Source organism: Pseudomonas sp. LPB0260, from assembly GCF_013388395.1.
Map to the genome: position 1 here is coordinate 5,212,568 of NZ_CP058247.1, position 20,381 is coordinate 5,232,948.

Annotated in this window: 21 protein-coding genes and 2 pseudogenes; 6 read left to right on the top strand and 17 right to left on the bottom strand. The window is 67.9% G+C overall.

Annotation, left to right across the window (positions count from 1 at the left end):
- A complete protein-coding gene (locus LPB260_RS23235; protein ID WP_208708217.1) occupies positions 1 to 327 on the bottom strand; it encodes an AzlD domain-containing protein in 327 nt (108 codons plus the stop codon).
- Positions 324 to 1,061, bottom strand: coding sequence for an AzlC family ABC transporter permease (locus tag LPB260_RS23240; protein WP_208708218.1), 738 nt, complete (start codon positions 1,059 to 1,061; stop codon positions 324 to 326). Before LPB260_RS23240 ends, LPB260_RS23235 begins: the two co-directional genes overlap by 4 nt.
- A 369-nt stretch (positions 1,062 to 1,430) precedes the next feature.
- Here LPB260_RS23240 and LPB260_RS29495 point away from each other — a divergent pair.
- Positions 1,431 to 2,450: pseudogene (locus LPB260_RS29495) on the top strand (cache domain-containing protein); the annotation flags it as partial.
- Between the two features lie 138 nt (positions 2,451 to 2,588).
- A complete protein-coding gene (locus tag LPB260_RS29500; RefSeq protein WP_371926167.1) occupies positions 2,589 to 3,317 on the top strand; it encodes a methyl-accepting chemotaxis protein in 729 nt (242 codons plus the stop codon).
- Positions 3,318 to 3,347: 30 nt separating this feature from the next.
- On the opposite strand, the gene LPB260_RS23250 is transcribed toward LPB260_RS29500, so the two are convergent.
- The 8 genes from LPB260_RS23250 to LPB260_RS23285 form a co-directional block, all read right to left on the bottom strand.
- Entirely contained in the window at positions 3,348 to 4,469 is a 1,122-nt protein-coding gene (locus LPB260_RS23250; RefSeq protein ID WP_208708220.1) for a GGDEF domain-containing protein, read from the bottom strand.
- A gap of 136 nt (positions 4,470 to 4,605) precedes the next feature.
- Positions 4,606 to 5,457 (bottom strand): universal stress protein, encoded by an 852-nt coding sequence (locus LPB260_RS23255; RefSeq protein WP_208708221.1) that lies wholly within the window; start codon positions 5,455 to 5,457, stop codon positions 4,606 to 4,608.
- Between the two features lie 11 nt (positions 5,458 to 5,468).
- A complete protein-coding gene (locus tag LPB260_RS23260) occupies positions 5,469 to 6,956 on the bottom strand; it encodes a SulP family inorganic anion transporter (RefSeq protein WP_208710131.1) in 1,488 nt (495 codons plus the stop codon).
- A 387-nt stretch (positions 6,957 to 7,343) separates the two neighbouring features.
- Positions 7,344 to 7,835: a GNAT family N-acetyltransferase gene (locus LPB260_RS23265; RefSeq protein WP_208708222.1), complete on the bottom strand. Its 492-nt coding sequence runs from the start codon at positions 7,833 to 7,835 to the stop codon at positions 7,344 to 7,346.
- 70 nt (positions 7,836 to 7,905) lie between these two features.
- Positions 7,906 to 8,466, bottom strand: coding sequence for a DUF4136 domain-containing protein (locus LPB260_RS23270; protein WP_208708223.1), 561 nt, complete (start codon positions 8,464 to 8,466; stop codon positions 7,906 to 7,908).
- Positions 8,467 to 8,526: 60 nt separating this feature from the next.
- Positions 8,527 to 9,126, bottom strand: a complete 600-nt coding sequence (locus LPB260_RS23275) for a DUF4136 domain-containing protein (RefSeq protein ID WP_208708224.1) — start codon at positions 9,124 to 9,126, stop codon at positions 8,527 to 8,529.
- Positions 9,127 to 9,138: 12 nt separating this feature from the next.
- A complete protein-coding gene (locus LPB260_RS23280; RefSeq protein WP_208708225.1) occupies positions 9,139 to 9,888 on the bottom strand; it encodes a methyltransferase domain-containing protein in 750 nt (249 codons plus the stop codon).
- Complete coding sequence (locus tag LPB260_RS23285; RefSeq protein ID WP_208708226.1) at positions 9,885 to 10,190, bottom strand: nucleotide pyrophosphohydrolase; 306 nt, start codon at positions 10,188 to 10,190, stop codon at positions 9,885 to 9,887. Before LPB260_RS23285 ends, LPB260_RS23280 begins: the two co-directional genes overlap by 4 nt.
- Positions 10,191 to 10,319: 129 nt before the next feature.
- Here LPB260_RS23285 and LPB260_RS23290 point away from each other — a divergent pair, with 129 nt between their 5' ends.
- A complete protein-coding gene (locus LPB260_RS23290) occupies positions 10,320 to 11,597 on the top strand; it encodes an acetyl-CoA C-acetyltransferase (protein ID WP_208708227.1) in 1,278 nt (425 codons plus the stop codon).
- 140 nt (positions 11,598 to 11,737) lie between these two features.
- Here LPB260_RS23290 and LPB260_RS23295 read toward each other — a convergent pair whose 3' ends face one another.
- Positions 11,738 to 12,754, bottom strand: a complete 1,017-nt coding sequence (locus LPB260_RS23295) for an ABC transporter substrate-binding protein (protein ID WP_208708228.1) — start codon at positions 12,752 to 12,754, stop codon at positions 11,738 to 11,740.
- A gap of 215 nt (positions 12,755 to 12,969) precedes the next feature.
- Positions 12,970 to 14,013 carry an LLM class flavin-dependent oxidoreductase gene (locus LPB260_RS23300; protein ID WP_208708229.1) on the bottom strand — a complete coding sequence of 348 codons (1,044 nt, stop codon included), beginning with the start codon at positions 14,011 to 14,013 and terminating at the stop codon, positions 12,970 to 12,972.
- Positions 14,014 to 14,377: 364 nt separating this feature from the next.
- Here LPB260_RS23300 and LPB260_RS29505 point away from each other — a divergent pair.
- Both LPB260_RS29505 and LPB260_RS29510 read left to right on the top strand, forming a co-directional pair.
- A pseudogene (locus LPB260_RS29505) lies at positions 14,378 to 15,313 on the top strand (cache and HAMP domain-containing protein); the annotation flags it as partial.
- A gap of 126 nt (positions 15,314 to 15,439) precedes the next feature.
- Entirely contained in the window at positions 15,440 to 16,168 is a 729-nt protein-coding gene (locus LPB260_RS29510; protein WP_371926169.1) for a methyl-accepting chemotaxis protein, read from the top strand.
- A 58-nt stretch (positions 16,169 to 16,226) separates the two neighbouring features.
- On the opposite strand, the gene LPB260_RS23310 is transcribed toward LPB260_RS29510, so the two are convergent.
- Together LPB260_RS23310 and ribBA are read right to left on the bottom strand one after the other, a co-directional pair.
- Positions 16,227 to 16,712 carry a flavin reductase family protein gene (locus LPB260_RS23310; RefSeq protein WP_208708231.1) on the bottom strand — a complete coding sequence of 162 codons (486 nt, stop codon included), beginning with the start codon at positions 16,710 to 16,712 and terminating at the stop codon, positions 16,227 to 16,229.
- Positions 16,713 to 17,035: 323 nt separating this feature from the next.
- Positions 17,036 to 18,145 carry a bifunctional 3,4-dihydroxy-2-butanone-4-phosphate synthase/GTP cyclohydrolase II gene (gene ribBA / locus LPB260_RS23315; RefSeq protein ID WP_208708232.1) on the bottom strand — a complete coding sequence of 370 codons (1,110 nt, stop codon included), beginning with the start codon at positions 18,143 to 18,145 and terminating at the stop codon, positions 17,036 to 17,038.
- Between the two features lie 94 nt (positions 18,146 to 18,239).
- Here ribBA and LPB260_RS23320 point away from each other — a divergent pair, with 94 nt between their 5' ends.
- Positions 18,240 to 18,533 carry a DUF1330 domain-containing protein gene (locus tag LPB260_RS23320; protein WP_208708233.1) on the top strand — a complete coding sequence of 98 codons (294 nt, stop codon included), beginning with the start codon at positions 18,240 to 18,242 and terminating at the stop codon, positions 18,531 to 18,533.
- Between the two features lie 34 nt (positions 18,534 to 18,567).
- On the opposite strand, the gene LPB260_RS23325 is transcribed toward LPB260_RS23320, so the two are convergent.
- From LPB260_RS23325 to LPB260_RS23335, 3 genes are all read right to left on the bottom strand, one after another.
- A complete protein-coding gene (locus LPB260_RS23325; RefSeq protein ID WP_208708234.1) occupies positions 18,568 to 19,131 on the bottom strand; it encodes an NUDIX hydrolase in 564 nt (187 codons plus the stop codon).
- 4 nt (positions 19,132 to 19,135) lie between these two features.
- Complete coding sequence (locus LPB260_RS23330; RefSeq protein WP_208708235.1) at positions 19,136 to 19,888, bottom strand: GntR family transcriptional regulator; 753 nt, start codon at positions 19,886 to 19,888, stop codon at positions 19,136 to 19,138.
- A gap of 93 nt (positions 19,889 to 19,981) precedes the next feature.
- The gene (locus LPB260_RS23335; RefSeq protein ID WP_208708236.1) at positions 19,982 to 20,371 is read right to left on the bottom strand and encodes a carboxymuconolactone decarboxylase family protein; all 390 of its coding nucleotides are present in this window, start codon (positions 20,369 to 20,371) and stop codon (positions 19,982 to 19,984) included.
- Positions 20,372 to 20,381: the final 10 nt, after the last annotated feature.

A 20,381-nucleotide genomic window follows, 5' to 3' on the forward strand; every position in this document is an offset into this window, starting at 1 on the left:
TCAGGCATAGGCCTGGAGCAGCCAGAGCGCCGCCATGCCCACCGCCAGGGTCAGCAGCACCTGACGGGTGCGCCAGGCGACGAATGCCGCCAGGGCGCCGGCCAGCAGGCGCTCATTGCCCAGGGACAGGTCGACGGCGCCGTCGACGTTGACCAGGGCCGGCAGCACCAGGGCCGCCATCACCGCGGCCGGGACGAAACGCAGGGCGCGCTGCAGGTAGGGCGGTGGGCTGCGGCGGCCGAGCATCTCGATGAACGACAGGCGCAGGGCGTAGGTGCCGACGCCGATGGTGAGAATGATCAGCCAGGCCGTGGTGTTGCTGGTCATGGGGCGTCCTTCGCGGGCGGTCGGGTGTCGATGGGCGGCGGGGCGGGTGGCTGCAGCTGTTCCACCAGCAGGCCGGCGGTGATACCGCTGGCCGCCGCCAGAAACAGCCCCAGGTTGTACGGCAGGCGCGCGGCCAGCACCGCGACCACGCCGCCGGTCAGGGCCGCGGCCAGGGTCGCGCGGTCGACAATCGAGGGGATCAGCAGCACCAGGAAGGACAGCGGAATGGTGAACTCCAGGGACCAGCTCGCCGGCACCCCGGCGCCGAGAAAGATGCCGGCGGCGCAGGAGGCCACCCAGACCAGCCACAGCGGCAGCCCCGCGCCCAGGTAATAGAGGTGCTTGGCCGGGGCCTTCGGCTCGAGGGTGTAGCGGGTGATGCTCAGCGCATAGGCCTGATCGGTGAGCAGGTAGGCCAGGGGCCAGCGCCAGCGCCCGCTCAGGCCCTGGAAGTGCGGGGCGATCGAGGCGCTGTACATGGTGAAGCGCGCGTTGATGACCAGCGCCGTGAGGATGATCACCAGCGGCAGGGTGCCGAGGTCCATCAGTTGCGCGGCCACCAGTTGCGCCGTCCCGGCGAAGATCACGAACGACATGGCCAGGGCGGCGCTGGGCGACAGTCCGGCGTCGATGGCGGCGATGCCGGCGATCATGCCGAACGGAATCAGCCCGGGAAGCAGCGGGGCGACTGCCTTGGCGCCGGCGGTGAAGGCCGGGTGTGCTGAGAGGGCCATGCTGTCTCCTGACGCTGCCTGTCTGTGGGTGCCTGCCGGCGCATGCGGTGGTGGGGAGACGCCTTGCCGGCACGACACGGCACAAGCTTAGGGCGCCGGGCGCGGGCCCGGTGTTCCATTCACGACGCCCGATTGCCCTCGGCCAGGCCGGCCGGTGTTTCGTAGCGGCCGCGCTCGGCAACCGTGCGTCGGCCCGGGTCGCGCTGCGCTCAACTCTGTTTCTCGGTAGTCGATAACCCGGCAAGGCTGTCATCAGGCGGCTATTTGTGCACAATGCTGTATCCAAAGTAGCCGTCAATCGACAATAACAACGGGAGACCTTCCATGCGCCTCTGGCAACGCAGCATTCAGTGGCAGTTGATCCTCAGCATGGGTGCGGCCCTGCTCGCCAGCATCCTCATCGTGGTGGGCATCTACACGGCGGTGGTCAATCGCCTGGCCGAGCGCTACCTGGTCGAGGAGGCGCTGCCGGCGAGCATCCTGGCCATTCGCAACGACCTCGAGCGGGTCCTGGCCGAACCCCTCACCGCGGCGCGCGGCATCGCCCAGAACAGCCTGGTGGCGGACTGGCTGGGCAGCGGCGAGGATTCCGCCCAGCGCGACGCCTTCGCCCGCTACCTGGCCGGCGTGCAGGCGCAGCAGAAGGCCCTGGTGACCTTTATCGTGGCCCTGGACAGCGGCAACTACTTCACCGGCCAGGGGCTCAAGCGCACCCTGACCCGCGGCCCGGCGGACAACGGCTGGTTCTACGGCTTCGTCGACAGCGGCAAGGAGCGCTCGCTGGATATCGACATCGACCAGAGCACCCGCCAACCGACCCTGTTCATCAACCAGCGGGTCGCGGTCGGCGGCAAGACCCTGGGGGTGGCCGGCCTCGGCTTCAGCCTCAGCGCCATGTCGGAGATGATCCGCGACTTCCGCTTCGGCGAGGCCGGGCGGGTCTACCTGGTCAGCGCCGATGGACGGGTCAAGGTGCACCCGCAGTCGGAGCTCAACGACAGCCGCGAACTGGCGCAACTGGTCGGCGCCGAGGCGGCTGGCGGCCTGCTCGGCAAGCGTCGCGAGGCCCTGCGCTTCCAGCGTGATGGTGAAGCCTACCTGGCCATCGCCCAGCCCTTGCAGGCCCTGGACTGGTTGCTGGTCAGCGAGATTCCCGAGGCGGAAATCTACGCCGAGGCGCGCCAGGCCCTGTGGACCAGCAGTTTGATCGGCATAGCCGTGGCCCTGCTGTTCCTCGGCCTGGTGGTGTTGCTGGCCCGGGGCCTGGTGCGGCCGATTCGCCAGGTCACCGCCGCCCTGGTGGAGATCGGTGGCGGCGGCGGCGACCTGACCCGCCGCCTGGACGAGTCGCGGGCCGACGAGCTGGGCGACCTGGCCCGTGGCTTCAACCGCTTCATCGGCAGCCAACGCAGCCTGATCGGCGACGTGCTGACCACCAGCGAGCGCCTGCGCAGCGCGGTCGGCCAAGTCGCCCAGGTGGTGGAGAACACCGCCGACCGTGCCGGCCGCCAGCAGGAAATGACCGACATGGTGGCCACCGCGGTGCATGAGATGGGCCTCACCGTGCAGGAGATCGCGCGCAATGCCAGCAGCGCCGCGCAGGCCTCCCACAGCGCCCGCGACGAGGCGCAGCAGGCGCGCCAGGTGGTCGGCGAGTCGATCACCCATATCGAGAAAATGTCCAGCGAGATCGGCGGTGCGGCCGAGGCGGTCGGCGAACTGGCCAACCAGGTGGCGTCGATCGACCAGGTGCTGGCGGTCATTCGCGGCATCTCCGAGCAGACCAACCTGCTGGCGCTCAACGCCGCCATCGAGGCGGCGCGCGCCGGCGAGATGGGCCGTGGCTTCGCCGTGGTCGCCGACGAGGTGCGTACCCTGGCCAGCCGCACCCAGAGCTCCACCGACGAGATCCAGGACATGATCCAGCGCCTCAAGCAGGGCGCCGACACCGCGGTCAGCTCGATGCACGCCGGGCAGGCCGCCACCGGCACCGGCGTGCAGGCCAGCCAGCGCACCGGCCAGTCGCTCGGCGCGATCACCGAGCAGGTGGAGAAGATCAGCGACATGAACACCCAGGTGGCCGCGGCCACCGAGGAGCAGTCGTCGGTCACCGAGGAGATCAATCGCAACGTCCAGGGCATCGCCGACCTGGCCCACGCCACCGCCGGCGAGGTGTTGGGCTGCCGCGAGGATTGCCGCAGCCTCAGCGCCCTGGCCGAGGACCTGGCCAAGCAGATGGGCAGCTTCCGCCTCTAGCCCGCTATCGGCTGCCTGGCCTGTCTTCGCTCAGGCCAGGGCCAGGCGGTTGCGCCCGGCGTCCTTGGCCAGGTAGAGGGCGTCGTCGACGCGCTTGAAGAAGGCCTCGGCGCTGGCGTCGCGCTCCGGCGCGAAGCAGCCGACACCGAGGCTGGCGGTCAGCGGCAGGGTGTTGCCCTGAACGTCGAAACCCTTATCTTCCAACTCCTGGCGAAAGCTCTCCGCCAGGTGCTGGGCCTGGCCGAGCGGGGTGTTGGGCATCAGCACGCCGAATTCCTCGCCGCCCAGGCGCAGCAGGGCGTCGCTGTCACGCCGGAACACCTGGCGCATGCGCTCGGCGAAGGCGCTGAGGCAGGCGTCGCCGCAGGCATGGCCGTGCTCGTCGTTGATCCGCTTGAAGAAGTCGATGTCCAGCAGCACCAGGGACAGCGGCTCGCCCTGGCGGTGGGCGTTGGCCACCATCACCGGGAACAGGCTGTTGAACTGATAGCGATTGCCCAGCTGGGTCAGGCTGTCGGTGCGGCTGAGCTCTTCGAGGTCGCGTTGCTGCTCGAGCAGCTTGAGCTCCAGGTTCAGATGGTTGTGATAGACCTGACGGTTGCGGCTGAGGGCCATTACCAGGTAGCTGAGGTAGACGATCAGGGCGATGAAATGGCCCCGTTGCGCCTGCCAGTCCAGGGCCAGGACCAGCAGGCCGGGCAGGTAGAACAGCGGCAGGAGCAGCAGGGACAGGTGTTTGCGCATGGCCAGGTGGTACACGCTGGCGGTGCTGAAGGCGATGGTGGCCATCATCGCGACGACCCGCGAACCCTCGAACGCCGCGCTGTACAGCGTCCAGCCCAGCGCCAGGCCCCAGCCCAGGGCGCTCAGCAGGATCAGCGCCCAGTGTCGACTGAGCCAGCGCTGCAGCAGGTGCTGGGCGTTCTGCGCCGGCAGGCGATGGCCCAGGCGCAGGAGCAGCAGCAGGCCGAAGTAGGCGATGCCGGCCAGGCCGAGGGGCCATTGCTCGCTCGGCTGGTTGCTCAACAGCCACACCAGCAACCAGGCCACCAGGTAATAGAAGCCGGCGAGGAAGGAGCGTGCGCGTATGTCCTGTGCTTGGCGCCAGAGGGCGAAAGCGGCAGGCTCATGGGGTAATTCGCTATAGGTCATTGCAGGAGATCACTAGAGCAGCCGAGTTAGAGCATAGCGCTTCTGTGGCGGCAGCAGTGTCGAACGGCCTTTTGGCGGTCCTGCGGCCGAACCCGGGTGGTTCGGCCTGGCCGAGGCGATAGAGGAGGGGCGGGACCTAGCGCAGGATCAGCAGCGGGCCATTGCTGGAGCGCAGCAGGTGGCTGGTGGTGCTGCCGACCAGGAACTGGCGGATCCGCGAGTGGCCGTAGGCGCCCATCACCAGCAGGTCGATGCCATGCTCGGCTTGGTAGGCGTGCAGGGTCGGTTCGACTTCGCCGGCACGGATCGCCAGGTGCACCTCGGCGGCCGAGCCCTGCAAGGCGCGCTCGGCGGCCTTGAGCTGTTCCCTGGCCTCAACGGTGTCGGCGCCGACCATCACCAGGTGGCAGGGCAGGCCCTTGAGCAGCGGGCTGGCGGCGATCAGCTCGATGCCCTTGCGCGCGGTGGCGCTGCCGTCGAAGGCGAACAGGTAGCTCCGGGGCGCCTGGAATTCACCGCAGCTGACCAGGATCGGCCGCTGCAGGGTGCGGATGGCGTTCTCCAGGTGGCTGCCGACCTGTTCGGTCTGGCTGGCGCTGGCCTCGCCCTGGCGGCCGATCACCAGCAGGCGGATGTCCTGCTGCAGCTCGCCGAGGCTGTCGACCAGGTCGCCGTGGCGCTGGCGCAACTGGATGTCGCCGATACCGGCGGCGGTGGCGCGGGCCTTGGCCGCCTCGAGCATCAGGTGGCCCTGCTCCAGGGCCAGCTTGCTGCGCTTCTCGTCCAGTTCGGCCAGCTCCTCGAGCAGGTGTTCGCGGCTGCCCAGGCCGATGGCGCCGGACAGGTCCTGGCGCTGCGGGTACTGCACCTGGTCCAGCACGTGGAGGAAGCTCAGCGGCGCCTGCAGGCGCTGGCTGGCCCAGGCGGCGTAGTCGCACACTGCGGGGGCGGCCGGCGAACCGTCGATACATGCCATTACGTGGCTCATGCTGTTGCTCCTTAGTGGCCCATCAGGTTGTCGACGGCGTCGGGCTTGTCGTGCACGCCGAAGCGGTCGACGATGGTGGCGCTGGCCTGATTGAGGCCGAGCACCTCGACTTCGGTGCCTTCGCGGCGCAGCTTGAGCACCACCTTGTCCAGCGCGGCGACCGCGGTGATGTCCCAGAAGTGCGCGCGCGACAGGTCGATGCTGACCTTATCAAGGGCTTCCTTGAAGTCAAAGGCGTTGCCGAACTTGTCGGCGGAGGCGAAGAACACCTGGCCGACCACCTTGTAGCTGCGCTGCTTGCCGTTCGCGTCGATTTCGGAGTCGATATACAGGAAGTGGCCGATCTTGTTGGCGAAGAACAGCGCCGCCAGCAGCACGCCGACGAACACGCCGTAGGCCAGGTTGTGGGTGTAGACGGTGACCGCCACGGTGGCCAGCATCACCAGGTTGGTCGACAGCGGGAAGCTCTTGAGGTTGCGGATCGAGTCCCAGCTGAAGGTGCCGATCGACACCATGATCATCACCGCCACCAGGGCGGCCATGGGGATCTGGCTGACCCAGTCGGAGAGGAACACCACCATCAGCAGCAGCACCGCACCGGCCACCAGGGTCGACAGGCGTCCGCGACCGCCGGATTTCACGTTGATCACCGACTGGCCGATCATCGCGCAGCCGGCCATGCCGCCGAGCAGGCCGCTGGCGATGTTGGCCACGCCCTGGCCCTTGCACTCGCGGTTCTTGTCGCTGCCGGTGTCGGTCAGGTCGTCGATGATGGTGGCGGTCATCATCGACTCCAGCAGGCCGACCACGGCCAGGGCGGCGGCGTAGGGGAAGATGATCGCCAGGGTCTCGAAGGTCAGCGGCACCTCGGGCCAGAGGAAGACCGGCAGGGTGTCCGGCAGCTCGCCCATGTCGCCGACGGTGCGGATGTCCAGGCCCATGAGCATGGCCACGGCGGTCATCGACAGGATGCACACCAGCGGCGAGGGAATCACCTTGCCGACCTTGGGCACGTAGGGGAACAGGTAGATGATGCCCAGGCCGGCGGCGGTCATGGCGTACACATGCCAAGTCACATCCGTGAGCTCGGGTAATTGGGCCATAAAGATCAGAATCGCCAGGGCGTTGACGAAGCCGGTGACCACCGAGCGCGAGACGAAGCGCATCAGGCTGCCGAGCTTGAGGTAACCGGCGCCGATCTGCAGCACCCCGGTGAGCAGGGTCGCGGCCAGCAGGTACTGCAGGCCGTGGTCCTTGACCAGGGTCACCATGACCAGGGCCATGGCCCCGGTGGCGGCGCTGATCATCCCCGGACGGCCGCCGACGAAGGCGATCACCACGGCGATGCAGAAGGAGGCGTAGAGGCCGACCTTGGGATCGACCCCGGCGATGATCGAGAAGGCGATGGCCTCGGGGATCAGCGCCAGGGCGACCACCAGGCCGGCGAGCACGTCGCCGCGGATGTTGAATAACCAGGTTTGTTTCAGGCTGTGCAGCATCGGCTGTTCCAAGGGCTGTGCTCCGCCGGCGTGAACAGGCAGCGGGTGGAGCGGGTGAGCGACAGAAGGTATCAGGGGGCAGCGCCCGGCTCGGGCATGAGTGCGGGCCGAACCAGGCGCGCACCCGGCGCGCGGGGACGAACAACATAGGCGCGCATCGGCGGCTGGCGTGACGCTCGGAGCCGCGCGATTGGCCAGGCTACGTTCCCGGCGGGCCAAAAAGGGCGCATACCCTACCACAGCGGGGCCTGCGCCGCACCCGCAGGGCCGGCGCGATTGGGACTGGTCGTGGTGGATCGGCCGGATGCCGGTGATGGTCAGTTGCAAGCCGACGAGCCTGCACGGAGCGCCATGCGCGCAATGGCCAGCACTACGCCGGCGTCCTGCTTAGCCGAGGCTTTTCTCCATCTGCACCAGGGCCACCCGGCGGCCCGCAAAATCCTGGCGTTCGACGATGTCGCGGGCGCGGTAACCGAGGCGGGCGTAGAGCAGCAGGCCGGCGGCGTTGTCGTTGTGGCAGGACGCGCGCATGCAGGCGGCATTGAAGTCCTCTAGGGCCTGGCGCTCCATCTCGCCGATCAGGTAGTGGGCGACGCCCTGGCCGCGGGCCCAGGGGGCGATCATCAGGTTGCCGAGGGCGCAGAACTCGTTCGGCTGCGCCTGGTAGAAATTGGCGAAGCCGGCGACCCGGCCGTCCAGCAGCGCCACCGTGCTGTTGCTGCGCTCGGCCATGGCCGTCGCCAGCTGCGCGACGCTCAGCGGCCAGCTGGCCCTGGGGTAGCTGAAGAACAGCTCCTGGGCGTTCTGCGGGAACTCGACCACGCTCGCCAGATCGGCGGGGCTGGCGGGGCGGTGGCTGGGTCGGGCGGGGTGATTCATGGAGGCTCCTGCTGGCCGGTGCAATGAAGGGTTTACTGATAGCAGCGCCGCACGCGTGGCACAACTTGGGCTAGTGCGGCGGATACTGGCCGAGCACCTTGGCCACCGTCTGGCGAATCGCCGTGTCGCGCTCGCGCGGGTCGCGGTAGTCGCCGCGCAGGCTTTGCGCCGCGCTGCCGCGCCACACCAGCTGGTTGTCTTGGCCGTCGAACAGGTCGATCTGCAGGGTGCCGACCTGATAGTCGAGGGTGCGCGTCTCGACATAGGCCGGGCCGCCCCAGACGCCGCCCCAATGTCCGCTCCAACCGCCGCCGTAGCTGGTGCTGACCTGCTGCTGGCGCTCGTCGACGATCAGCCAGGCCTGCACCCGCAGGTCGCCACTGGTGCCGGGCGGCGCGGCGCGCAGTCCGCGTTGTTCCAGCTGCTCGGTGATGGCCGCGCGCAGGCGCTGCTCGGTCAGGCCGCTGTTGAGCCTGGGGTCGTCGGGCCTGTACTGCACGGCCGGCTCCTGCCAGCTCCAGCTCTGGTAGCGGGCGAAGTCGCGCTGCGGGTCGAAGTCGCGGCTGAGGCGGGTGGTCTGGCAAGCCGTCGTCAGCAGCAGGGTGGCGATCAGTAGCAGGGGCAGGCGCATGCTCGGGTCTCCTCATCGCCGCGGTCCGGGACGAGCCCGCGCGGCGTTGCTCGGGTTGGCTCAGGCCGGTGGATAGTCTTGCAGGGCACGCTTGCAGGCGGCGCGCAGGGCGTCGGCGCGCTCGGCCTGGCTGCCGCCGCTGGGCAGCTCGGCGAGGCCTTGCCAGACCGGCTGGCCGTCACGGCGGTCGAACAGCTCGATGCTGACCACCAGGACCTCCACCTCGTAGGCGCGCTCCACCGGAATGCGGCCCCAGTAGCCCGGGTAGTCGGCGTAGTAGCCGCGATCGTGATAGCCGTCATAGTGATCGACCACCTGGCGGATGCGCCGCTCCAGGCGCAGCTCGCTGCGCACCCCGAGGTCGGCCACTGCCCCGCCCTGGGCCGGGCGCAGGCCGCGCTGATCGAGGGCGTTGCTCAGGGCCTCCTGCACCAGCTCGGCGCTGGCCCAGGCGCTGCCGGCCGGCGGCTGATCGTTGTGCCAGGTCCAGTTGCGGTAGCGCCTGTAATCACGCGGTGCCGCCGGGTAGGCGCTGCGATCCAGCTGGGTGGCCGCCTGGGCCGGTGCCGGCGGCAGGGGCATGGATTGCGCGGTATAGGGGTTGGGGCCCTGGCAGGCGGCCAGGGACAGGCACAGCAACAACAGGGCAAAGCGGGTCATCTTCCCTCCGGGTCAGCGCGGCCGGCAGATCCAGTGCAGATAGCGGCCCAGGCCGGCGAAGCTCGGGTGGCGGCGGTAGGCCAGCTCCATTTCCAGCAGGTCGATCGGTTCGGCCTTGGCCTGGAACTCCTGGCTCATGTAGTCGTGGAAAACCCGCACGCCACTCTGGCTTTCGACCCGCCAGTACTCGTCGAGTTGCACCGCCAGCTCGCGCGGGTCCAATGGCCGTTGCGGCGTCAGGCTGCTTTTCTCGCCGGCGAACTCGGCCTTGCGCAGCTTGCGGAAGTGGCCCTTGAGCAGGTTGCGGTAGATCAGCGCATCCTTGTTGTAGAAGGCCAGCGACAGCCAGCCGCCCGGCGCCGTGAGCTGGTGCAGCACCGGCAGGATGGCCTGGGGTTCGGCCAACCATTCCAGCACCGCATGGCAGACCACCAGGTCGTAGGGCTGGTTGAGCTGGCCGAGCAGGTCCTGCCAGGGGGCCTGGATGAAGGTGGCCGGTTGGCCAGCGCCGGCGAAGCGCGCGCGAGCGCCCTCGAGCATCGGCGCGGCGGGTTCGGCGAGGGTCACCAGGTGGCCACGGCCGGCCAGCCACAGGGCCATGTGGCCGAGGCCGGCGCCGATGTCGAGCACCCGCAGCGGCCGGTCGGGCAGCGCCTCGGCCAGGTCGGCCTGGAGCACCGCCAGGCGGATCGCGCCCTTGGCGCCGCCGTAGATCTTCTCGGCGAAACGGGTGGCCAGCTCGTCGAAATGACGGTCCTTCATCGGGCGAAACGCCGTTCGCTGTCGGCCAGCTTGGCGCGCACCGCCTGCTCCAGGTCGATGCCCAGCTCGCTGCACAGCAGCAACAGGTAGAGCACGATATCGCCGACTTCCTGGCCGGCGTGCGCCAGCTGCTCGGGAGCGAGCTGGCGCGACTGTTCCTCGCTGAGCCACTGGAAGATCTCCACCAGCTCGGCCATCTCCACGCTGGCAGCCATGGCCAGGTTCTTCGGGCTGTGGAATTGGCGCCAGTCGTTGCGGTCGCGGATGGCGTGCAGGCGGGCGGTGAGTTCGGCGAGGTCCATGGGGCTCCGGCGTGAGTGATCGGCTGAGGGCGCATTGTTTCATGGGGTCGGAGTGCCGGCCAGCGCCCGAGCGGGCGCCCATGGACTAGCCTGAGCCTCATGCCAGTGCCGCACCCCGAGGAACCCGCCATGAATTCGCTGCGCCGCGTCGCCATCGTCGGTGGCAACCGCATTCCCTTCGCCCGCGCCAACGGCGCCTATGCCACGGCAAGCAACCAGGACATGCTCGGCAGTGCCCTGGACGGTCTGGTGGAGCGCTTCAACCTGCACGGCGAGCGTCTCGGCGAGGTGGTGGCCGGGGCGGTGCTCAAGCATGCGCGCGACTTCAACCTGACCCGCGAGTGCGTGCTGGGCTCGCGCCTGGCGCCCGAGACGCCGGCCTACGACCTGCAGCAGGCCTGCGGCACCGGCCTGGAGGCGGCGCTGCTGGTGGCCAACAAGATCGCCCTCGGGCAGATCGACTGCGGCATCGCCGGTGGCGTCGACACCACCTCCGACGCGCCGATCGCGGTCAGCGAGGGCCTGCGCAAGATTCTCCTGGAGGCCAATCGCGGCAGGCGCACCGTCGACAAGCTCAAGAGCCTGCTCAAGCTGCGTCCGCGCCACCTGGCGCCGTCCCTGCCGCGCAATAGCGAGCCGCGTACCGGGCTGTCCATGGGCGAGCACTGCGAGCGGATGGCGCAGACCTGGGGCATCCCGCGCGACGAGCAGGATCGCCTGGCCGTGGCCAGTCATCAGAATCTCGCCGCGGCCTATGCCGAGGGCTGGCAGGACGACCTGCTCACCCCCTTCCGCGGCCTGACCCGCGACCAGAACCTGCGCCCGGACATCGACCTCGACCGGCTCGCCGACCTTTCGCCGGTGTTCGACCGCGGGCTGAACGGCACCCTGACCGCGGCCAATTCGACCCCGCTGACCGACGGCGCCTCGCTGGTGCTGCTGGCCAGCGAGGACTGGGCCAAGGCCCGCGGCCTGCCGGTGCTGGCCTATTTCAAGGACGGCGAGGCGGCGGCGGTGGATTTCGTCGGCGGCCAGGAGGGCCTGTTGATGGCTCCGGTGTACGCCGTGCCGCGGTTGCTGGCACGCAACGGCCTGCGCCTGCAGGACTTCGACTACTACGAGATCCACGAAGCCTTCGCCGCCCAGGTGTTGTGCACCCTCAGGGCCTGGGAGGACGCCGACTACTGCAAGCGCCGCCTGGGCCTGGCGCAACCGCTGGGCGCCATCGACCGCCAGCGGATGAACGTCAAGGGCAGTTCCCTGGCCGCCGGCCACCCGTTCGCTGCCACCGGCGGGCGCATCGTCGCCAACCTGGCCAAGCTGCTGGCGGTGGCCGGGCAGGGGCGCGGTCTGATCTCGATTTGCGCGGCGGGCGGCCAGGGTGTGACCGCGATCCTGGAAAGGTAATCCAATAGCCGTGGCCGCTCGTCATCGCGGCCACGCGATGTACGCAACTCCATGATTGAGGGCGGTCCCGCCGGTTGGGGCCGCCTTTTTTTTGTGCCTGAACCGAGCCCGCCTGGCCGCGACGTCGGCGTTCAGCCGCCTTACTGCCGCTGCCAGGCCTGCCAGCGCTCGGCGATGGCCTCGCCGTGCTTGCTCCAGTATTTGAAATCCAGGGTCACCTGGCTGTCGCTGTGGGCGCTGGGCAGGTTGTCCGCCAGCACCGCCGGCACCTTGCCCTGGCTCTCCAGGTTGACCGGGGCATAGCCACTGAGGATGGCGAAGTCGGCCTGGGCTTGGGGACTGCTGGCGAAACCGAGGAAGCGCTTGGCCGCTGCGGCGTTCTTGCTGCCGCGCGGGATCACCAGGAAGTCGCCGCTGACCAGGTTCTGCTGCCAGCCGATCCCCACCGGCGCCCCGCTTTGCTGCAGGGCATTGACCCGGCCGTTCCAGAACATGCCCAGGCTGGCCTCGCCCGAGGTCAACAGGCGCTGGGACTCCTCGCCGCCGTCCCACCAGAGAATGTCCGCCTTGATCTGCTCGAGCTTGGCGAAGGCGCGATCCAGGTCCAGCGGGTAGAGGCGTTGTGGATCGACGCCGTCGGCCAGCAAGGCCATCTCCAGCACGCCGGGGCTCGGCCATTTGTACAGCGCGCGCTTGCCGGGGAAGTTGTCGGTGTCGAACAGCGCCGCCCAGTTCCGCGGTTGAGCGGGCAGGCGCTCGCTGTTGTAACCGAGGACGAAGGAGAAGTAGAAGGAACCCACGGCGTAGAGGGTGACGAAGCGCGGGTCGATCTGCGGCTGGGCGATCAGCTTGAAGTCCATGGGTTCGAGCAGGCCTTCGCGGCCGGCACGCAGGGCGAAGTCGGGCTCGACGTCGACCACGTCCCAGGTCACCTCGCCGCTCTCGACCATGGCCTTGAACGCGGCGTAGTCGGTGGGGCCGGCCTGTTTCACGGCGATGCCGGTCGCCCGGGTGAAGGGCTCCGCCCAGGCTTTTTGTTGGGCGGACTGGGTCGAACCGCCCCAACTGACGAAGGTCAGGCTCTCTTGCGCCTCAGCGACTTGGCAGCCCATCCACAAGGCGCCCAACAGGACGAAAACCGGTCTTGCCAACCCCATAACCAACCCCCACTCGTGCGGCGAATCCATCCAGTGATCGATCGCGATCTAATTGTGGGATTCGGTATACCAGTATGCCGTGATACATGCCTAGACCGGCCGCACATTTATACGATCTGGTTATTAGCGTCGTGCCGCGGATGCGCATCTTCGCGGCTGAACGAAAAAAGCCGGATCATTGCTGATCCGGCTTTGCTGTGTGGCTCAGGTGGGGCTCAGCGGAACGCCGGCACCACGTGCTTGATGAACAGCTCCAGGGACTTCTTCTTTTCCTCGTGGGACAGGCCGTTGTCGGCCCAGAAGCTGAACTCGTCGACGCCAAGCTCCTGGTAGTGGCGGATGCGGGCGATGATCTGCTCGGGGGTGCCGATCATGGTGTTCTTGTGGATGTTCTCCAGTTCGAACTCCGGGCGTTCCTTGAACTTCTCCTCCGGGCTCGGCGGCAGCAGGCCGTTGACCGGGGTCTGCTTGTTGCCGAACCAGGCGTCGAAGGTGCGGTAGAAGCGCGAGATGGCCTTGGCGCCGACCATCCAGCCCTCGGGGTCGTCGCTGCTGTGCACGTGGGTATGGCGCAGCACCATCAGTTGCGGGCGTGGCACCTCGGGGTTGTTGGCCAGGGCGGTCTCGAACTTGTTCATCAGGTCGACCACTTCCTCGTCGCCCTTCATCAGCGGGGTGACCATCACGTTGCAGCCGTTCTTCACCGCGAAGTTATGCGAGTCGGGGTCGCGGGCGGCGATCCACACGGGCGGGCCGGGCTGCTGCACCGGCTTGGGCGAGGAGGTGGAGCTGGGGAACTTCCAGAGCTCGCCGTCGTGGGCGTAGTCGCCCTGCCACAGGGCCTTGACCACCGGGACCATCTCGCGCAGGTGCTGGCCACCCGAGGAGGCCGGCATGCCACCGGCCATGCGGTCGAATTCGTACTGGTAGGCGCCGCGGGCCAGGCCCACTTCCATGCGACCGTTGCTGATCACGTCGAGCAGGGCGCACTCGCCGGCCACGCGGATGGGGTGCCAGAACGGCGCGATGATGGTGCCGGCGCCCAGGCGAATGGTCGTGGTCTTGCCTGCCAGGTAGGACAGCAGCGGCATCGGGCTCGGCGAGATGGTGTATTCCATCGCGTGGTGCTCGCCGATCCAGACGGTGCTGAAGCCGCCGGCCTCGGCCATCAGGGTCAACTCGGTGAGATTCTCGAACAGTTGACGATGGCTGACTTGCTCGTCGTAGCGCTCCATATGCACGAACAAAGAAAACTTCATGGCATTTACCTCGAACCTGTTGCTGAGCGGCCGTAGCCCGGTGGTCGGCCGAAAGGGTGAAGAGCGCGCGGCGCTGCATCGCGGTTGATTCCGCTGCGTCGGGTAGACGGCCAGTAAATGGCTGAGCGGAACGTTGTGTGTTGGTATACCATAATACGCAGTATCCACAAAATTTTTCTGCCCAACGCACCGTACCCAAGGAGAGAGGATGAACATCAAGCAGAAGTTAACCCTGGCGTTCGCGGTGATTGCCTGCGTGCCGGTCATCCTGGTCGCGCTGCTGATCATCCTGAATCTGCGCAGTGAAGCACGCACGGCGTTCCTCGACAGCAGCGCCCGGGAGATCCGCCAGGTCGACAATGCCATGCAGCTGTTCTTCGAGAGCATCCGCCAGAACGTCGATTTTCTCGCCAGTCAGCCGCAGCTCACGGCGATCGACGGCGACCTCAAGCGCTATCTCGCCGCCGACGCCGCGCGGGTCGAGATGGGCGCGCAGGACCAGCGGGTATTCGAGCTGTTCGCCGCCCTGGCCGCCAGTCATCCGGCCTACGCCTACCTGTCCCTGGGCACCCGCGAGGGCGGCTATGTGTTCTGGCCGGGCGATCCGAACCTGAGCAACTACGACCCGCGCACGCGCCCCTGGTACCAGGCCGCCATGGCCGAGCCGGGCAAGACCCGGCGCACCGCGGCCTACTACTGGGCGGCGGACGATGTGGTGCTGGTCAGCACGGTGCGCAGCTTCGCCAATCGGCTGGGCAGCCCGGGTGGGGTGGTGAATATCGATGTGTCGCTCAAGCAGCTGACCGATCTGGTCAAGCAGATCAAGCTGGGTGACAGTGGCTATCTGCTGCTGATGGAAGACAACGGTACCGTGCTGGTGGACCCGAGCGAGCCGGCGCACAACTTCAAGCGCCTCGCGGACCTGGGTGGCGGCTACAGCGAGCTGGCCCGGGCCGAGCAGGGCCTGGTGGAAGTGCAGATCGATGGCCAGCGCTATATGGCCAATGTGTGGCCGTCCGAACAGCTGGGCTGGCGCTTCGTTGGCCTGATTCGCCAGGACGAGGTATTCGGTTCCGCCACTCGCCTGGCCTGGCTGATCGCCGCCATCGCCCTGGCCCTGGCCGTGCTGTTCGCCTTCGTCGGCGCCTGGTTCGCCGGTCTGATCGTGCGGCCGATCCGCTCGGTGGCGGGTGGCCTGGAGGGCATCGCCCAGGGCGACGGCGACCTGACCGGCAGCCTGGCGGTGCGCGGTGCGGATGAAACCGCGCAGCTGGCCGGCTGGTTCAACCAGTTCCTCGGCAGCATCCGCCAGCTGATCCAGCGCATCGGCCAGGCGGCGGGGCAGATTCACAGCAGTTCCGGCAGCTCCAGCGAGGTGGCCGGGGAGATGGCCGAGGTGGCGGCGCGCCAGCGTGAGGCGGTGGACATGGTGTCCACCGCCTTCCATGAGATGGTCATGACCGCCAATGAGGTCGCGCGTTCCTGCACCCAGGCCGCCGAGTCCGCCGACAGCGGACAGCGTCAGGCCCATGCCGGGCAGCGGCAGATCGACGAGGCGGTCGAGCGGGTCAACCGTCTGAGCGGCGAGATTCAGCAGTCGGCCGGCGCCATGCGCCAACTGGAGCAGGACAGCCAGGATATCCAGTCGATTCTCGGCACCATCCGCTCGATCGCCGAGCAGACCAACCTGCTGGCGCTCAATGCGGCCATCGAAGCTGCCCGCGCCGGCGAGCAGGGCCGCGGTTTCGCGGTGGTCGCCGATGAGGTTCGCGCCCTGGCCAAGCGCACTGCCGACTCCACCGAGGAGATCGATGGCCTGCTCGGTGGCCTGGCGCGGCGCACCCAGCAGATGGGCACGCAGATGCAGGGCAGCCTCGAGGTGTCGCAGCTGACGGTGGCCTCGATCAGCCAGGCGAGTGCCAGTTTCGAGCGGATTCGCGATGCGGTGGATGTGATTCGCGACATGAACACCCAGATCGCCACGGCCGCCGAGGAGCAGCATCAGGTGGCCGAGGACATCAACCGGCACATCAGCCAGATCCACGCCGATGCCCGCCTGGTGGCGGACCTGGCGGGAACCACCAGCGTGGATGCCAAGACCCTGGCGGGCCTGTCCGAGGAACTGAGCGCGTTGATCCGGCGCTTCAAGACCTGAGGTGTGTCGCGCCCGGGGCCGGCTCGCTCCGGCCCCGGGCGGCTATCGGGGGGATAGCTCAGGCAAAGGCGGGCAGGGCGCCCATCTTGCCGCGGCAGTAGACCATGGGCGCGACCGCCTGCTCCGGCACGATCAGGTTCTTCACCGCGCCGACCAGGATGGCGTGGTCGCCGCCCTCGTACTCGCGCCACAGCTCGCACTCGATGATCGCGGTGGCGTTGCGCAGGATCGGATTGCCCAGTTCGCTGAGGCTCCACTCGATGCCGTTGGCCTTGTCGCTGCCCTTGCGGGCGAAGGCGTAGGCCTCGCCCTGCTGCTCGGCGGACAGCAGGTGGATGGCGAAGCGCCGGCTCTTGATCAGCGCCGGGTAGGAGTCGGAGCTGTAGTTGGGGCAGAACAGCACCAGGGCCGGGTCCATGGACAGGGAGCTGAAGGCGCTGGCGGTGAGGCCGACGATGCCGCCGTTTTCGTCCAGGGTGGTGATCACGGTGACGCCGGAGGGGAAGGAGCCCATGACGTGTTTGTAGGCAGTTGCGTCGATCATCTCGAGTACCTCGGCAGAGCGTGGCTGCGACCGGCAGCCATGGTGGGGCTGGCACCGCCGGCTTGTTCCGGCGATTCGATTTGAATGATGGTATACCGTAATACGGTGTTCGCAAGAATTATTTGTGGCCGGCGGCGAACGGTCGTCCGCTGCCGATCGGCTCGGCCAGGGCCGGTTGGCTGGGGGCGGGAGTGGGGTCGACGCCAGGCGCTTGCATCGGGGCCGGAAACACACAGCCCCTTGGCCTGGGCGGCAGGCGCAAGGGGCTGCGGGTGTTGGCCGGCGCGGTGGTGCGCCGGCTGGGAGTCGACTGCCGCGGTGCGTCAGCCGCCGAACGTCAGGGTTTCCACCACTTCCAGGTCGTAGCCGGTCAGGCCGGCGTACTTCAACGGCGCGCCGAGGTGGCGCAGCTTGCCGACGCCGATGTCCTGGAGGATCTGCGCGCCGGTGCCGACTTCCGAATAGATGCGCGACTGCGAGCGGTTGAACTGCTGGCGCGGCTGGGTCAGTTGCGGCACGCGTTCCAGCAGGGCCTGGGACGACTCGTTGTTGGCCAGCACCACCACCACGCCGCGGCCTTCCTCGGCGACCTTCTGCAGCGCCGCCCACAGTGTCCAGTTCTGCGGGCCGGTGTACTCGGCGCCGACCAGGTCGCGCAGCGGGTCGATCACGTGCACGCGCACCAGGGTGGGCTCCTCGCGCCGGATCTCGCCCATCACCATGGCCATGTGCACGCCGCCTTCGATGCGGTCCTCGTAGGTGATCAGGCGGAAGTCGCCGTGCACGGTGGGCAGCTCGCGCTCGCCGATCCGGGTCACCGTGTGCTCGGTGCTCAGGCGGTAGTGGATCAGGTCGGCGATGGTGCCGATCTTGATGCCGTGCTGGGCGGCGAACTTCTCCAGGTCGGGACGACGGGCCATGCTGCCGTCCTCGTTCATCACCTCGACGATCACCGACGCCGGGCTGAAGCCGGCCAGGCGCGCCAGGTCGCAGCCGGCCTCGGTGTGCCCGGCGCGGTTGAGCACGCCGCCGTCGCGGGCGCGCAGGGGGAAGATGTGCCCGGGTTGCACCAGGTCTTCGGCCTTGGCGTCCGGCGCCACGGCGGCCAGCACGGTGCGCGCGCGGTCGGCGGCGGAGATGCCGGTGGTGACGCCGGTGGCGGCCTCGATGGAAATGGTGAAGGCGGTGGAGAAGGCACTGCCGTTGGCCGGCACCATCTGCTCCAGGCCGAGGCGCTGGCAGTGCTCGTCGGTTAGGGTCAGGCAGATCAGGCCGCGCGCCTCGCGGGCCATGAAGTTGATCGCCGCCGGCGTACACATTTCCGCCGCCAGCAGCAGGTCGCCCTCGTTCTCGCGGTCCTCGTCGTCCACCAGCAGGACCATCTTGCCCTGGCGGTAGTCCTCGATGATTTCTTCGATGCTGTTGAATGCCATGCCAGTGTTCTCACGGTTTGCGATGGGTGACGGTTGTTCGATCGGCTGTATGGTATACCATATTACGAAATTCTGACGAACACCCGAGGTAAAGATGAAGGCGTACTGGATTGCCCATGTCGATGTGACCGACCCCGCGCAGTACAGCGAATACACCCGCCGGGCACCGGCGGCGATCGCCCAGCACGGCGGCCGGATCCTGGCCCGGGGCGGGCGCTCCGAGGCGCTGGAGGGGCGGGCGACGCCGCAGCGCAGCGTGGTGATCGAGTTCGCGACCTACGAGCAGGCGTTGGCCTGCTACCGTTCGGCCGAGTACCAGGACGCCTGCAGCCAGCGCCAGGGTGCGGCCCTTGCCGAGGTGATCATAGTCGAGGGCGTTGCGCCCTGAGCCGACGTGAGGCTGGTGGGCTGGGTGGCTCGCTTTAGCGGATAAAGTGCACTTTGCCGGTGTCGTCGTTGCCGACGTAGATGCCGTAGACCCCGGCCTGGCGCTCCTCGATATAACGCTCGAGAATCTGCCGGATCGCCGGGTAGTAGATGCTCTCCCAGGGGATCTCTTCCGGGGCGAAGAAGCGGTAGTCGAGGGTCTCGGGGCCGAACTGGCCGGTCACTTCCAGCGCCACGGCGCGGAAGATGATGTACACCTCGCTGATCTTCGGCACGCTGAAGATCGAATAGGGGCAGAGGATCTCGGCGCGTACGCCGCTTTCCTCCCAGACCTCGCGCAGGGCCGCCTCCTCGGTGGTCTCGCCGCTTTCCATGAAGCCGGCCGGCAGGGTCCAGGTGCCGGGGCGCGGGGCGATGGCACGCTGGCACAGCAGGTACTTGCCGTCCTGCTCGATGATGCAGCCGGCGATGATCTTCGGATTCTCGTAGTGGATATAGCCGCAGCCCGCGCACATCAGGCGCTCATGGGTGTCGCCTGGCGGCTGCCGCCGGCTCAGGCGGTCGGCGCCGCAGCCGGGGCAGAAGCGCGGAGTGGGCATGGGCTCAGCGTCCTATGCGCGGGTCTTTGAGGGCGATCGGCGCGGCGATGTCACGTACCTTGGCCGGTTCTTCCTGCTTGGACTTGAGGTAGTCCAGGGCCACCTTGGCGGCGGCGCGCACGTGGTCCACCGAGGCCTGGTGCGCGGCCAGCGGGTCGCCGCTCTTGATCGCCTCGACGATGCGTTCCATCTCCTGGTTGCTGCTGCCGCGGCGGTTGGCCTGCGACACCGAGGTGGCGCGCAGGTAGCTGATGCGCGCCTGCAGCTGGCGCAGCTGGGTCGCCGCGATGTGGTTGCCGGAGCCCTCCAGCAGCACGTCGTAGAAGCCCTGCACCGACTCCAGCACCTGCTGCAGTTCGCCTTCCTCGAGGACCTTACGGTTGGCCTCCAGGGCGCGCTCCAGGGCGCGGATGTCCTTGGCCTTGGCATTGAGGGTGAACAGCTGGACGATCAGGCCCTCGAGCACGCAGCGCAGCTCGTAGATGTCGCGGGCGTCCTCCAGGGTGATGATCGCCACGCGCGGGCCCTTGGCGTCGGCGAACTCCACCAGACCTTCGGATTCGAGGTGGCGCAGGGCCTCGCGTACCGAGGTGCGGCTGACGCCGAGGCGGTCGCACAGGTCGCGCTCGACCAGGCGGTCGCCGGGCAGCAGCTGGAAGTTCATGATGGCGCTGCGCAGTTTTTCCAGCACGATTTCGCGCAGGGTAACGGGGTTGCGATTGACCTTGAAGCTATCGTCGAGAGGCAAGCGTTTCATGGGTTCCGCTCTGGTTGAGACTGTCCTTAAAAAGCAAAAAGCACCCAGATCGCTGGATCGAGGGTGCTCCGGATGCTTCCTTCAAGCCAGTTGTTACGATTGGCTTTCAGCATCGGCCTCGGCAAAGGCTTCGCGGGCGATGCGGAAACTGTCCACGGCTGCAGGTACGCCGCAGTATATGCCGACCTGTAGCAGGATCTCGCGGATCTGCTCACGGCTGAGGCCGTTGCGCAGGGCTCCACGGATATGCAGCTTCAGCTCGTGCGGGCGATTGAGTGCCGAAATCATCGCCAAGTTTATCATGCTGCGTTCGGCCAGGGATAAGCCCTCGCGGCCCCAGACGTGGCCCCAGCAGTACTCGGTGACCAGTTCCTGCAGGGGGCGGTTGAAGTCGTCGGCGTTGTCGATCGACTTGTTGACGTAGGCCTCGCCCAGCACCTGGGTGCGGATCGCCAGGCCCTTCTCGTACTTGTCGTTGCTCATGTTGCGCTCC